This window comes from Actinoplanes siamensis (genome assembly GCF_016862395.1).
Lineage (GTDB): Bacteria > Actinomycetota > Actinomycetes > Mycobacteriales > Micromonosporaceae > Actinoplanes > Actinoplanes siamensis.
In genome coordinates, this window is the sequence record NZ_BOMW01000008.1 from 44296 (window position 1) to 57982 (window position 13687).

A 13687-nucleotide genomic window follows, 5' to 3' on the forward strand; every position below is an offset into this window, starting at 1 on the left:
AGCGCGACACCACCCGCCGCGGTGCTCTTCGACATGGACGGCACGCTGGTCGACAGCGAGAAATTGTGGGGCATCGCGCTGGAGGACCTCGCGGTCCGCGCCGGTGGCAAGCTCTCCGAGTCCGCGCGCCTGGCCATGGTCGGCACCAGCATGCCGGTCAGCATGGCCCTGTTCCGGGAGGACCTGGGTCAACCCGACCGGCCGGCCGGGCCGGACGTCGCGTGGCTGACCGACCGGGTCGCCGAGCTCTTCGCCGACGGCCTGGTGTGGCGGCCGGGCGCCCGCGAGCTGCTGCACGCCGTGCGTGCCGCGGGGATCCCGGTCGCATTGGTCACCTCGACCGAGCGCCGGCTGGCCGACATCGCGCTGAAGACGCTGGGCGCGGAGAATTTCGACGTCGTGGTGTGCGGCGACGAGGTGCGTGCGCAGAAGCCGGACCCGGAGCCCTATCGGACCGCGGCCGGGCTGCTCGGGGTGCCGATCGAGCGCTGCGTGGTGATCGAGGACTCGCCGAGCGGGGTGGCGTCGGCGGTGGCGGCCGGAGCCGTGGTGCTGGCGGTGCCCTCCGACGTCGCTCTGCCGTCGCATGACGGCATTCATGTCCGGGAGTCGCTGACCGGGGTTGATCTGGGCTTCCTGGCCGCGCTTCGATGATTCGTCGGGGGCTCGCTGTGCCGGGGAAAGACGCGCATCCGGACGGCGACGGGTGACGTCGAGGTGGGCGGCGGCCGGCCCGTCCGGCACCGGGCCGCTCGCCGCGTGATGTCCGGCCTCTCGGCTGCTCGGCGCTACTTCCGAGGCGGGCACCATCCGGGCCCCGGCCGGCCGGCTTCGCCGCCCGGCCGGGCGGTCGGCTTCGGCCCCCGGTCCGCGCGGCCGGCTTCGGCGCCCGGGCCGGGCGCAGCGCTCACGAACCAGGCCTGACCAGGCCCGTCTCATAAGCCAGGACCACTGCCTGGGTACGGTCGCGGAGCCGCAGTTTGGCCAGCATGTGACCGACATGCGTCTTCACCGTCGTCTCGCTGACCTGCAACACCTCGGCGATCTCGGCGTTCGTCCGGCCGCGCGCCACGTGGATCAGCACCTCCCGCTCCCGCCCGGTGAGCGCCCGCAGATCGACGGTGACCCCGGCATCCGCGGCCGGCGCCGCCGAGATGCGGGGCAGCACCCGGGCCAGCACCTGCGGCGTGATCACCGCTCCGCCGGCCGCGACCGCGCGGATCGCGGCGACGAGTTCCTCCGGCGGGGTGTCCATGCGGAGGTACCCGGCCGCACCCGCACCGATCATCTCCACCAGCTCTTCGTCGCTGTCCCGGGCGGTCAGCACCAGCACCCGCACCGGCAACCGCGCGGCCGTGACGGCCCGGGCCACCGCCGCACCGTCCATCCTCGGCAACGCCGCGTCCGTGACCAGCACATCCGGGAGCAGCCGCCGCGCCAACTCGACGGCGTCGGCCCCGTCGCCGCTCTCACCCGCGATCACCAACTCCGCCCACCGCCGACCCCCGCTGGCCGTGCTCGCGGGCCCGCCCGCGCGGGCCGCGCCGGCGGGACGGCCCGCGCTCGCCGTGCTCCCTGCGCCAGCCGCGCCGCTGACGGCTCCTGCGCCGGCCGTGCCGGCAGTGCTCTCCGAGCCGCGTGCGCCTGTGCTGCCGTCGCGGTTTCCGCTGCCGTCGGCAGCGCGGCCGGCCGCGGTCAGGACCGTCCGCAAGCCGGCCCGGTGCAACGCCGACCCGTCGGCGAGGAGTACTCGGATGGGTCTCATCGCGCCCCGCGCGGACCCGTGGCCCGTGCTCCCGTCGCCGCGGGCGCAGGGCAGGAGTGGTCGCTCGTGGCGCGGAGGGTGAGCTGACCGCCGGTGGCGCTCGGGCCGGTGCGGCGGTCGGAGAAGAAGCACGCGACGGAGCGGTCGGAGCGGAGGCGCATGGCGAGGGCGCATGAGGAGGGGCGCGCGGCCGGGCGGCCGGAGAAGAAGCGCGCGGCGACGGCGCATGAGGAGGGGCGCGCGGCCGGGCGCCCGGGGGAGCAGCGCGCGGCGAGGGCGCCGGAGCAGAGGCGCGGGGCGGGGCAGCCGAGCGCGCGCGGCCAGTGGCCGGAGCCGCGGGGAGCGGCGCCGGCGGGCGGGTGCGCCGGACGCTCAGGCAACGACGTTTTCCCGGACCGGGGTGGCCAGGCGGTCCGGCTCGGAGTCGGTCGGCAGGCCGGCCGCCGGGGCGGACGGGAACGGTGGCGGCGTGCCGCCGAACTCCGGGCACAGCGCCTGGTGGTTGCACCAGCCGCAGAGCCGGCTCGGTTTGGGGCGGAAGTCCTGGTCGCGTTTGGCCCGCTCGACCGCCTGGGACAACGCGACAAGCGTGCGCTCGAAGCGCTCGAGCTCGCCGGCGTCGGGGCTGTAGTCGAGGACCTCGGCGTCCTTGAGGTAGAGCAGGCGCAGCACGCGCGGGACGACGCCCCGGGTGCGCCACAGGACCAGCGCGTAGAACTTCAGCTGGAACAGCGCGCGGCCCTCGAACGCCTCGCGCGGGGCACCGCCGGTCTTGTAGTCGACCACGCGCAGGTCGCCGGCCGGGGAGACGTCCAGCCGGTCGATGTAGCCGCGGATCAGCAGCTCCTCGTCGATGGTGGTGGAGATCAGGGTCTCCCGCTCGGCGGGCTCCAGGCGCTGCGGGTCCTCGACCGCGAAGTAGCCGGTGAGCAGATCGCGGGCGCTGGTCAGGAAGGCGGCCAGGCGGGCAACGTCGGCGGGGACGTCGACAAGCGCGATCTGCCCGGCCGCGTCGGCTTCGGCGGTGACCGCGGCGGGGTCACGGACGACGTCGGTGGCGTGTCCCACAGTGACCGATTCTGGTCGGTCCGCAGCCGGCGCCGGGGTGTCGAACAGGGCGGCCAGGCCGGGCTCGTTGGCGACCAGGCGCTCCCACTCCGGGGCGACCAGGGCGGCGGCCGCCTCCGGCGTGCGGTCGGCGGCCGGCAGGTCGAAGAGCCGTTCCAGCACAGCGTGCACCAGCGTGCCCCGCACCTGGTCGGCGGACGGCTGCTCGGGCAGCTTGTCGATGGTGCGGAACCGGAACAGCAGCGGGCACGTCTTGAAGTCGGCCGCCCGGGACGGGGACAGCGAGGGCCCACTGGGCCGATCACCCAGACCGGGCCGGCCGGCGGAGGTGGCCGGGGAGGGCGGGAGCGAGGGCGATGACGCGGCGGCGGAGGAGGCAGGGGGCGAGGGCACGGTGGCCGGGGCGGGGGACGGCGTGGGAGCGGGCGAGGAAGCGCGGGGCTGCGGGGGAGGGAACACCGTCATGCCAGCCAGGCTAGGGCAGAGGTACGACGGAAACGCGGGGGACATACGCCGGAGGCGCCGGGGGCACCCGCCCCGCCGGATCGAGATCCACGCGGAACGCGGCGGGTCCGTAGCATCGAAGGGATGAAGGACAGCGCGACCCGCAGGCCGCCCGCCAGGCCCGGCGGGCGCCCGGTGGGGCGTGTGCTGGGCATCCCGGTGCATGCGAACGGCTCGATGGTGCTGCTCGCGCTGCTGGTCACTGTCGTCTACGGCAACTACGCGCGCGCCGAGCTCGGTCTGGGCCAGCCCTGGGCGTACCTCATCGGCCTGGGTTTCGTGGTCTGTCTTCTCGGCTCGGTGCTGCTGCACGAGCTGGGACACGCGCTGGTCGCCCGGCGCAACGGCATCGGCGTGCGGCGGATCACGCTGGAGCTGCTCAGCGGCTGGACGGAGATGGAACGGGACGCGCCGAACCCGCGGGTCGACGCGGCCGTCTCGCTGGCCGGCCCGCTGGTGTCGCTGCTGCTCGGCGGCGTGGCGACGGGTGCCGCGCTGGCGTTGCCGGAGGACACCGTCCCCGGGCAGATCGCCTTCCAGCTGGCGGTCAGCAACGTCCTGGTGGCGGTCTTCAACGTCCTGCCGGGCCTGCCGCTGGACGGCGGCCGGGCGCTGCGGGCGGCGATGTGGGCGCTGTTGAAGGACCGCAACCGGGCCACCGTGGTGGCCGGCTGGGCCGGCCGGGTACTGGCGTTCGGCACCGCGCTGACCGTGCTGACGTTCTACCAGCTGGGCCTGCTCACCCTCTTCGGGATGCTGTTCGTGCTCCTCGTCACACTGACTCTCTGGCACGGGGCCGGGCAGTCGATCCGGCTGGGCCGGATGACCGGGCGGTTCCCGCTGATCGACCTGGGCGCACTGGCCCGGCCGCTGCTCACGGTGCCGGCCGGCACGCCGCTCGGGGAGGCGCAGCGGCGCCGCGCCGAGGATCCGCGGCCGGACGTGGTGCTCGGGGTCGCCGACTCGGGGGGTAGCCTCACCGCTCTGGTCGATCCGGTCGCCGCCGAGCGGGTGCCGGTCGACCGGCGGCCCTGGGTGAGCGTGGAGAGCGTGGCCCGTTCGCGGGACGCGCTGGCCAGCCTGCCGGTGGAGCTCACCGGTGAGCAGGTGGTGCGCGCCCTGCAGGCCCACCCGGGTGCGCAGTACCTGGTGACGGCAGGCGAGGATGTCATCGGCGTCCTGCGGGTCGCCGACGTCGCGGCCGTCCTGGAGCCGCGGCGGGCGCAACGGAACTGATCCTCGAGAGCTTGAGAGAAGAGTTAGTGACCACGACCCCGGCCACCCCTGTCGACGAACAACTGCCGGCCCACCGCGGCCCGTTCCGGGTGGGGGACCGTGTCCAGCTCACCGACCCCAAGGGGCGGATGCACACGATCGTGCTGGAGGCCGGCAAGGCGTTCCACACCCATCGCGGCGCGCTGGAGCACGACCAGCTCATCGGCCTGCCGGACGGCAGTGTGATCACCGCCACCAGCGGCACGCAGTACCTGGCGCTGCGCCCGCTGCTCAGCGACTACGTGCTCTCCATGCCGCGCGGCGCGCAGGTGATCTACCCGAAGGACGCGGCGCAGATCGTCGCCATGGGCGACGTCTTCCCCGGCGCCAAGGTGCTCGAGGCGGGCGCCGGCTCGGGCGCGCTGACCTGCTCGCTGCTGCGCGCGGTCGGTGAGACCGGCGAGGTGCACAGCTACGAGCTGCGGCCGGACTTCGCGGCGATCGCCCGCAAGAACGTGGAGGCCTTCTTCGGCGGCCCGCACCCGGCCTGGCACCTGCACGAGGGCGACGTGGCGTCCAACGCGATCGGCGGTTTCGACCGGATCATCCTGGACATGCTGACCCCGTGGGAGGCGCTCGACATGGTCGAGAGGTCGCTGATCCCCGGCGGTGTCTTCATCGGTTACGTGGCTACCACCCCGCAGCTGTCCGAGCTGGTCGAGGCGCTGCGCGAGCGGGGCGGCTGGACCGAGCCGCGGGCCTGGGAGTCGCTGATCCGCGACTGGCACGCCGACGGCCTGGCGGTCCGCCCGGACCACCGGATGATCGCGCACACCGCGTTCCTGGTGTCGTCGCGCAAGCTGGCGCCGGGGGTCACCGCGCCGCCGCGGCGGCGCAAGCCGAGCAAGGGCGCCGAGGCGTACGCGCTGCGCCGCGCGGCCCAGGCGGCCCTGGCCGCCGAGCAGCAGGAGCAGGAGGACACCTCCGGGGAGTGACCGGGTTCGCGGAGTCCGGTAGTTTTTCCGGGGGCATCGATGGGAGGACAAGGGGTGGGCGCGATGAGTTCTCCGCCGTTCGGTGGCAGCAACGAGATGCCGGCGGTGTTCCCGGACTGGTCGCCCTACCCGGATCTGGACTCCGCGGCCCGGGCCTATCTGCGCGACCCGGAGGTGGCGCTGGAGGCGCTGTTCGGCGTGCTGCGCGGGGCCTCGGTGCTCTGCTTCACGCTGGAGCGCTTCGTCAACGAGGTGAACGGGGTCTGGCAGGAGGTCGTCGTCTGCGACGGCAGCCGCCTGGTGCTCTGGCACGGGGAGGACGTGGCGCCCGGCGACGGCCCGGTCGGTTCGATGACCTCGTCGCTGCGGGTGGTGCCGCTGTCCACGATCACCGAGGTGGGCTGCCGGCGGCGGCTCACCCGGACCTCCAGCGGACAGGCCCGGGTCGACAGCATCGACGTGTACCTGCTGCTCAGTTCGGTGGACGACGCGGTGCCGCCGCCCGGGATGGGCGAGGAGGAGGGCCGGGCGCCGCTGCGTCACGACGCGCTGCGCTTCGGCAAGACCCTCGACGACGGCGGGCCCGGCCAGATCGCCCGGCTGGAGGAGTTCTCCCGCGTCGTGGCCTCCCTGGTGGGCCGCCCGACGCTGTAGGGCCGGTCTTCGGGATCACGCGGGGCCGCGGCCTGACCGAGGCGGCGCCTCGTACTCGCGTGATCCGCGAGTCAGGCCTCAGGCCGCGTCCGGCCCGGCGATCTCCACGTCGTCCGTGGTGCGGACGACGTGGATGCAGTCGCCGGGGCATTCCTTGGCGGAGTCGATGACTTCGAGGACGAGGTTCGTCGGTACGTGGGTGCGTACGCCCGGATTTTGCAGCAACTCGCCCGAATTATCCTTCACGTACGCCAGGCCGTCGATGTCCAGCTCGAAGACCTCCGGCGCGTATTGCACGCAGAGTCCGTCACCGGTGCACAAGTCCTGATCGATCCAGACCTGCAGCTCATCAGTGTCCGCCGGCACCGCTACCTCCCACAACTGAAGTTGGCGCCGACGGTACCCGAACCGGTCGGGCCGGCCCGCCGGCGGTCGCACCAATCGATCAAGAGTCGGTGACGAGGGTGTTGCATGGGATGAAATCCGCGCCGCAACGGCTAGTGTTGACCCAAGACGTTCGAGCCCCCCGGGGAGGTGGGACGTGGCACGTAGCGACGAAGCGGACTCCCGCGCCGCACGATGGGAGAAAGAGGCCAACGATCTCTCCAGCCAGGTCGCGTTCCTGCAAGAGGAACTCGCTCTGGTTCGGCGGAAGTTGACCGAGAGCCCCCGACACGTCCGGCAGCTCGAGGAACGGCTTGCGGCGACGCAGGCGCAGCTCTCCCGAGTGACCGAGAACAACGAGCGGCTCGTGGCGACCCTCAAGGAAGCCCGCGCCCAGATCGTCACTCTCAAGGAAGAGATTGACCGGCTCGCCCAGCCGCCCAGCGGCTACGGCGTTTTCCTGGCAGCCCACGAGGACGGCACGGTGGACGTGTTCACCGGCGGCCGCAAGCTGCGGGTGGCGGTCTCGCCGTCGCTCGCCGCCGACGAGCTCCAGCGGGGCCAGGAGGTCCTGCTGAACGACGCGCTCAACGTCGTCGACGCGTTCGGCTTCGAACGCACCGGCGAGGTGGTCCTGCTCAAGGAGGTCCTGGACAACCCGTCCGGCGGCCCCAGCGACCGGGCCCTGGTGGTCTCCCACGCCGACGAGGAGCGCATCGTCTTCCTCGCCGACTCGCTGGAGATCAACAAGCTGCGCGCCGGCGACTCGCTGATGATCGAGCCCCGCTCGGCGTACGCGTACGAGCGGATCCCGAAGAGCGAGGTCGAGGAGCTCGTCCTGGAGGAGGTCCCCGACGTCGACTACGGCGACATCGGCGGCCTGCACTCGCAGATCGAGCAGATCCGCGACGCTGTGGAACTGCCCTTCCTGCACGCCGACCTGTTCCGGGAGCATCAGCTGCGCCCGCCGAAGGGCATCCTGCTCTACGGCCCGCCCGGCTGCGGCAAGACCTTGATCGCCAAGGCGGTGGCCAACTCGCTGGCCAAGAAGATCGCCGAGCGGCGTGGTGAGGAGAAGCACACCAGCTACTTCCTCAACATCAAGGGTCCCGAGCTGCTGAACAAGTACGTGGGTGAGACCGAGCGGCACATCCGCCTGGTCTTCCAGCGGGCCCGGGAGAAGGCCGGCGAGGGCACGCCGGTGATCGTGTTCTTCGACGAGATGGACTCGATCTTCCGGACCCGCGGCTCCGGCGTCTCCAGCGACGTGGAGAACACCATCGTTCCTCAGCTGCTCAGCGAGATCGACGGCGTCGAGGGCCTGGAGAACGTGATCGTCATCGGCGCGTCCAACCGGGAAGACATGATCGACCCGGCGATCCTGCGCCCCGGGCGTCTCGACGTGAAGATCAAGATCGAGCGGCCGGACGCCGAGGCGGCCAAGGACATCTTCGCGAAGTACATCCTGAGCGACCTGCCGCTCAGCGAGGACGACCTCAACGAGCACGGTGGCAACCGGGACGCCACGGTCGCCGCGATGATCGAGGCGGTCGTCCTGCGGATGTACACCGAGTCCGAGGAGAACCGATTCCTCGAGGTCACCTACGCCAACGGTGACAAGGAAGTCCTGTACTTCAAGGACTTCAACTCCGGCGCGATGATCCAGAACATCGTCGACCGCGGCAAGAAGATGGCGATCAAGGAGTTCCTCACCTCCGGGACCAAGGGCCTGCGCCTGCAGCACCTGCTGGACAGCTGCGTCGACGAGTTCCGGGAGAACGAGGACCTGCCGAACACCACCAACCCGGACGACTGGGCCCGCATCTCCGGCAAGAAGGGCGAGCGGATCGTCTACATCCGCACGCTCGTCTCCGGCGGCAAGGGCGCCGAGGCCGGCCGGTCCATCGAGACCGCGTCGAACACCGGTCAGTACCTGTAACGACCATCCGGCGCGAGGGCGGCGGGGTTTCCCGTCGCCCTCGCGCTCGTTGCACCCCGTGTGATCCGAATCCGGCTGGCCTGGCTCGACGCGCTGCGCGGATACGCCGCGGCGGTGGTCGCCCTCTTCCACCTCAGTCCCACCCTGATCGGCCTGGACCGGCACCTGGCGATCTACCGGCACTTCGACTTCGGCCGGTACGGCGTCCTGCTCTTCTTCCTGGTCAGCGGCTACGTCATCCCGATGTCGCTGGAACGGCACGGCTCGCTGCGCCGCTTCTGGATCGGCCGGATCTTCCGGATCTACCCGGGATACCTGCTCGCCGTCGCGATCGGTCTGCTGCTGGCCGCCACCGGCTGGCAGCGGCTGCACGACACGTTGCGGACCAACACGCTGGCCTCGCTGCTCGGCCACGCCACGATGCTGCAGGACCTGCTCGGCCTGCGCGGGGTGGTACGTCCGTTCTGGACGCTCACCTACGAGATGGTCTTCTACCTGATCGTGGCGGGGCTGTTCGCGTGGCGGCGGCAGCGCGACAGCGCCTGGTGGGCCGGGGGGCTGGCTCTGGTCGTACTGTCGATCGGTCCTCTGCTGCCCAGCGGCCTGTTCGCGAGCGGCCCGGACGACCGGCGCCTCACCTCCGCCGCTCTGGCGGTCCTGCTCGCGGCGAGCCTGATCGCCTATCTCAGCGGCCGGCACGCCGCGGCGCGGGCCGCGGGGCTCATCGGCCTGGCGGCGATCCTGCTCCCGCTGCTCAACGGCCAGCCCACCCGGTACGCCACGCCGGGCTCGTCCAGCGGCGCGATCGTGCTGGTGGCCGTGCTGTTCGCCGGCACGGTGATCTACCGGCTGCAGCACCGGCAGCTGCGCCCGCTGCTGGGCGCCCTGGTCCTGGCCCTGGTCCTGACCGCGCTCGGGATCAACCAGTGGCTGCTCGACGGCACCCAACTGGTCCGCAACTGCACGGTCGCCGCCGCGGTCGCCGGCACCTTCGCGATCGCCTTCCTGCTCCGCAACCGGACCGTTCCGGGCCTGCTCAGCTGGCTCGGCGTGGTCAGCTACTCGGTGTACCTGCTGCACATGCCGGTGCTCTCGGTGGTGTCGCACCTGCTGCGCGGTCATCCGACGGCGATCGGCGCAGCTTTCCTGGTAGCCACCCCGGCGGTCGCCTGGGCGGCCTACCATCTCGTTGAACGCCCAGGTCAGGAACTCGGCCGCAGGGTACAGAAGTATCTGGACACCAGGCTGCGGCAGGACACGCCAGTGACAGTCACCGCCACGGAAGGTGGCACACCGAGCACGGGCAGCTTCGGTATGCAACGTGAGAGCGTCTAGGCTCGATGCATGAGCAGGCGTAGCTTCGTGGCGGACTCGATCGTGGTGGACAGGGTGGTCGCATGAGCGTTCGACGGATTATGGGCACCGAGGTCGAGTACGGCATCTCCGTCCCCGGCCAGCCCGGAGCCAACCCGATGGTGACGTCCTCCCAGGTGGTGAACGCGTACGGCGCCCGCCCCGAACTCAACCGCGGCCAGCGTGCCCGCTGGGACTACGAGGAGGAGTCGCCGCTGCGCGACGCCCGCGGCTTCACCTACTCCGGCGCGGCGTACGACCCCGCCGAGGCCCTCGCCGACGAGGACCTCGGACTGGCCAACGTGATACTGACGAACGGCGCCCGGCTCTACGTCGACCACGCCCACCCGGAGTACAGCACTCCCGAGTGCACCAATCCGCTCGACGTGGTCAAGTGGGACAAGGCCGGCGAACGGGTGATGGCCGAGGCGTCGCGGCGCGCCGCCACCATCCCCGGCGCCCACCGCATCCAGCTCTACAAGAACAACACCGACAACAAGGGCGCGTCGTACGGTTCCCACGAGAACTACCTGATGCGCCGGCAGACCCCCTTCGCCGACATCGTCGCCCACCTCACCCCGTTCTTCGTCACCCGGCAGATATTCTGCGGCGTCGGCCGGGTCGGCATCGGGCAGGACGGCAGCGGCTCCGGCTTCCAGATCTCCTCGCGCGCCGACTTCTTCGAGGTCGAGGTGGGCCTGGAGACCACCCTCAAGCGGCCGATCATCAACACCCGCGACGAGCCGCACGCCGACGCCGACAAGTACCGCCGGCTGCACGTGATCATCGGTGACGCCAACCTCTCCGAGATCGCGTCGTACCTGAAGATGGGCACCACCGCCCTGGTGCTCAACATGATCGAGGAGAAGGTGTTCACCGGCGAGCTGGGCATCGCCGACCCGGTCAGCGAGCTCAAGGCGGTCAGCCACGATCCCGGCCTGACCCACCTGATGCGGCTGCGCGACGGCCGCCGGCTCACCGCGTTGGACCTGCAGTGGGCGTACTACGAGCGGGCCCGCGCGTTCGTCGACGAGCGCTACGGCGACGACGTCGACGAGCAGACCAGCGACGTGCTCCACCGCTGGGAGGACGTGCTGGACAAGCTCGGCCGCGACCCGATGCTGTGCTCCGACAGCCTGGACTGGGTGGCCAAGCTGCGGCTGCTGGAGGGCTACCGGGAGCGGGAGAACCTGAACTGGTCCTCGCCCAAGCTGCAGCTGGTCGACCTGCAGTACGCGGACGTGCGCCCGGAGAAGGGCCTCTACCACCGGCTGGTGGCGCGCGGGTCGATGAAGACCCTGCTCGATCCGGCGCAGACGCAACGCGCGATGTACGAGCCGCCGGACGACACCCGGGCGTACTTCCGCGGCCGCTGCCTCGCCCAGTACGCCTCCGAAGTGGTCGCCGCCAGCTGGGACTCGGTGATCTTCGATGTCGGGCGGGAGTCGCTCGTCCGGGTGCCGATGATGGAGCCCGAGCGGGGCACGAAGAAGCACGTCGGAGGTCTCTTCGACACCTGTGAGAGCGCGAAGGACCTCCTTGAAGTGATCACCAGTCGGTAATAAAACAGCCGTTGCGCCCCGGTGTTTCGTCACAGGGGCGAGGTAGGTTTTTCGTACCCGGGGTTGCTCGAGGCTCCGGGTGGCTTCGCAGTTGGCCGGCAATGAAGGGGGACATCCATGGCAACCCGAGACACAGGTGGTCAGTCGCAGAGTGGCCGGAGCTCCACCGATCAGGAGATCGAGGACGTCACCGTCGAGGCCAACCCGGAGGTAGCGGAGCGGCACGCGGAGATCACCGAGGACGTCGACGACCTGCTGGACGAGATCGACTCCGTCCTGGAGGAGAACGCCGAGGAGTTCGTCCGCGGCTACGTGCAAAAAGGCGGAGAGTGACCTAGATTGTCCGATTTCCGGGCGTCCTTATGGGCGCCCGGTTGTCATAAGCGGCGGCGACACGAGAATGAAAGATCGACGCACCGGCCGGGTGCGCGGGATATTGTGCTTCAACCGCAGCGGCGGCCCTCACGCGCCGGTGCGATCACGTACCTGAAAGGAACCACGTGGCGACGGGTTTTGATCCATCCGGGCGTTTACCGGATATCTTTCTCAACACGGGGACGTCCTCCTTCACGCAGTTCCTGAGCGCGGCCGCCCCCGAGCTCCTGCCGGGCCGCCGGCCGCTTCCTCCCGGTCTCAACGCCGGCGACGTCGCGCCGCACGGCACCACGATCGTCGCGATCGCGACGTCCGAGGGCGTCGTGATGGCCGGTGACCGCCGGGCGACCATGGGAAACCTGATCGCCAGCCGGGACATCAAGAAGGTCCACCCCGCGGATGCCTACTCGCTGATCGGCATCGCCGGCACCGCCGGGATCGGCATCGAGCTGATCCGGCTGTTCCAGGTGGAGCTGGAGCACTACGAGAAGACCGAGGGCGCCATGCTCTCGCTCGACGGCAAGGCGAACCGGCTGGCCGCGATGGTCCGCGGCAACCTGGGCGCGGCGATGCAGGGCCTGGCCGTGGTCCCGCTCTTCGCCGGCTTCGACCTGTCGCCGGTGGACTCGGCGCGCGCCGGGCGGATCTTCAGTTTCGACGTGGCCGGCGGCCTCTACGAGGAGACCGGCTACGAGGCGATCGGCTCCGGCTCGCTGTTCGCCAAGGCGGCGCTGAAGAAGAAGTACCGCGAGGGCGTCAGCACCGAGGAAGCGGTGCGGCTGGCGGTCGAGGCGCTCTACGACGCGGCGGACGACGACACCGCGACCGGCGGGCCGGACCTCACCCGCAAGATCTTCCCGGTGGTGATGACCGCTACGGCGAACGGCACCCACCGGCTCAGCGACGAGGACATCACCACGGTGGCCGAGCAGGTCGTCTCCGGACGCATGGAGAACCCGGGCGGTTGATCCGCTACACGCGAGAGAGGAAGTAGCCACCCGTGGCCATGCAGTTCTACGCATCACCCGAGCAGGTGCAGCGCGACCGCTCGGAGTACGCCCGCAAGGGCATCGCCCGCGGCCGCTCGGCGGTGGTGCTGTCGTACGAGGACGGCATTCTGCTCGTCGCCGAGAACATCACCACCCTGCGCAAGATCAGCGAGATCTACGACCGGATCGCGTTCGCGGCCGTCGGGCGGTACAACGAGTTCGAGAGCCTGCGCCGGGCCGGGGTGCGGATGGCCGACACCATCGGCCTGACCTACGACCGGCGCGACGTGACCGGGCGGGCGTTGGCCAACGCGTACACGCAGACGCTGGGCGCGATCTTCTCGGAGACCCAGAAGCCGTACGAGGTGGAGATCTGCATCGCGCAGGTCGGCGCCACACCGGAGCAGGACGAGCTGTACCGGATCATGTACGACGGCTCCGCCCTGGACGAGCCGGGCTTCATGGCCATGGGCGGCCAGGCCGAGGCGATCGCGAACGTGCTGCGCGAGCGGCACGACGTGGCCGCCGACCTGCCGACCGCGCTGGCCCTGGCCGCCGAGGCGCTGGGCAGCGTCGGCGGGGAGAACGGTCAGACCCGCACCCTCGAAGCCAAGCAGCTCGAGGTCGCGGTGCTGGACCGCCGCCGTACCGGCCGCACCTTCCGCCGCATCGCCGACGCGGCGCTGACCACGCTGCTGGGCCACCAGGCGGTGCCGGACGCGGACCTCGGCGAGACCGACGCCGCCCCGCCGGCGCCGGCTGACGCCAAGCCCACCGAGTCCGCCGCTTCGGAGGACACGGAGTAACCGGCCGATCTACGAAACGGGTGTGGCTTTGCCGCCGCGCCCGTTTCGTTACGCCGTGACTGCGGCTAGTGTTCTGAC

General features: G+C 71.1%; 13 protein-coding genes. 10 read left to right on the forward strand and 3 right to left on the reverse strand.

Annotated elements, in window-relative coordinates; translation table 11 throughout:
• The first annotated feature begins 21 nt into the window (after nucleotides 1–21).
• The gene (locus Asi03nite_RS03735) at nucleotides 22–654 is read left to right on the forward strand and encodes an HAD family hydrolase (RefSeq protein WP_203676971.1); all 633 of its coding nucleotides are present in this window, start codon (nucleotides 22–24) and stop codon (nucleotides 652–654) included.
• 253 nt (nucleotides 655–907) lie between these two features.
• On the opposite strand, the gene Asi03nite_RS03740 is transcribed toward Asi03nite_RS03735, so the two are convergent.
• Together Asi03nite_RS03740 and Asi03nite_RS03745 are read right to left on the reverse strand one after the other, a co-directional pair.
• Nucleotides 908–1483 (reverse strand): LuxR C-terminal-related transcriptional regulator, encoded by a 576-nt coding sequence (locus Asi03nite_RS03740; RefSeq protein WP_239102358.1) that lies wholly within the window; start codon nucleotides 1481–1483, stop codon nucleotides 908–910.
• A 654-nt stretch (nucleotides 1484–2137) separates the two neighbouring features.
• Nucleotides 2138–3298 carry a RecB family exonuclease gene (locus tag Asi03nite_RS03745; RefSeq protein ID WP_203676973.1) on the reverse strand — a complete coding sequence of 387 codons (1161 nt, stop codon included), beginning with the start codon at nucleotides 3296–3298 and terminating at the stop codon, nucleotides 2138–2140.
• 123 nt (nucleotides 3299–3421) lie between these two features.
• On the opposite strand from Asi03nite_RS03745, the gene Asi03nite_RS03750 reads away from it, so the two are divergent.
• The 3 genes from Asi03nite_RS03750 (at nucleotide 3422) to Asi03nite_RS03760 (ending at nucleotide 6201) form a co-directional block, all read left to right on the forward strand.
• Nucleotides 3422–4573 (forward strand): site-2 protease family protein, encoded by a 1152-nt coding sequence (locus Asi03nite_RS03750; protein WP_203676974.1) that lies wholly within the window; start codon nucleotides 3422–3424, stop codon nucleotides 4571–4573.
• A 26-nt stretch (nucleotides 4574–4599) separates the two neighbouring features.
• Nucleotides 4600–5547: a tRNA (adenine-N1)-methyltransferase gene (locus tag Asi03nite_RS03755; protein ID WP_239102359.1), complete on the forward strand. Its 948-nt coding sequence runs from the start codon at nucleotides 4600–4602 to the stop codon at nucleotides 5545–5547.
• Between the two features lie 63 nt (nucleotides 5548–5610).
• Nucleotides 5611–6201 (forward strand): hypothetical protein, encoded by a 591-nt coding sequence (locus tag Asi03nite_RS03760; protein ID WP_203676975.1) that lies wholly within the window; start codon nucleotides 5611–5613, stop codon nucleotides 6199–6201.
• A gap of 78 nt (nucleotides 6202–6279) precedes the next feature.
• On the opposite strand, the gene Asi03nite_RS03765 is transcribed toward Asi03nite_RS03760, so the two are convergent.
• Nucleotides 6280–6567: a ferredoxin gene (locus tag Asi03nite_RS03765; protein WP_203676976.1), complete on the reverse strand. Its 288-nt coding sequence runs from the start codon at nucleotides 6565–6567 to the stop codon at nucleotides 6280–6282.
• A 175-nt stretch (nucleotides 6568–6742) separates the two neighbouring features.
• Between Asi03nite_RS03765 and arc the strand changes: the two genes are divergently transcribed.
• The 6 genes from arc to prcA all read left to right on the forward strand — a co-directional run bounded on the left by arc (nucleotide 6743) and on the right by prcA (nucleotide 13609).
• Nucleotides 6743–8524 carry a proteasome ATPase gene (gene arc / locus Asi03nite_RS03770; protein WP_203676977.1) on the forward strand — a complete coding sequence of 594 codons (1782 nt, stop codon included), beginning with the start codon at nucleotides 6743–6745 and terminating at the stop codon, nucleotides 8522–8524.
• 60 nt (nucleotides 8525–8584) lie between these two features.
• Entirely contained in the window at nucleotides 8585–9859 is a 1275-nt protein-coding gene (locus tag Asi03nite_RS03775; protein WP_203676978.1) for an acyltransferase family protein, read from the forward strand.
• Between the two features lie 62 nt (nucleotides 9860–9921).
• Nucleotides 9922–11439, forward strand: coding sequence for a depupylase/deamidase Dop (dop, locus tag Asi03nite_RS03780; protein ID WP_373872084.1), 1518 nt, complete (start codon nucleotides 9922–9924; stop codon nucleotides 11437–11439).
• Nucleotides 11440–11556: 117 nt separating this feature from the next.
• Nucleotides 11557–11772 carry a ubiquitin-like protein Pup gene (locus Asi03nite_RS03785; protein ID WP_203676979.1) on the forward strand — a complete coding sequence of 72 codons (216 nt, stop codon included), beginning with the start codon at nucleotides 11557–11559 and terminating at the stop codon, nucleotides 11770–11772.
• A gap of 167 nt (nucleotides 11773–11939) precedes the next feature.
• A complete protein-coding gene (gene prcB, locus Asi03nite_RS03790; protein ID WP_203676980.1) occupies nucleotides 11940–12782 on the forward strand; it encodes a proteasome subunit beta in 843 nt (280 codons plus the stop codon).
• 32 nt (nucleotides 12783–12814) lie between these two features.
• Nucleotides 12815–13609: a proteasome subunit alpha gene (prcA, locus tag Asi03nite_RS03795; protein ID WP_203676981.1), complete on the forward strand. Its 795-nt coding sequence runs from the start codon at nucleotides 12815–12817 to the stop codon at nucleotides 13607–13609.
• Nucleotides 13610–13687 lie beyond the last annotated feature (78 nt).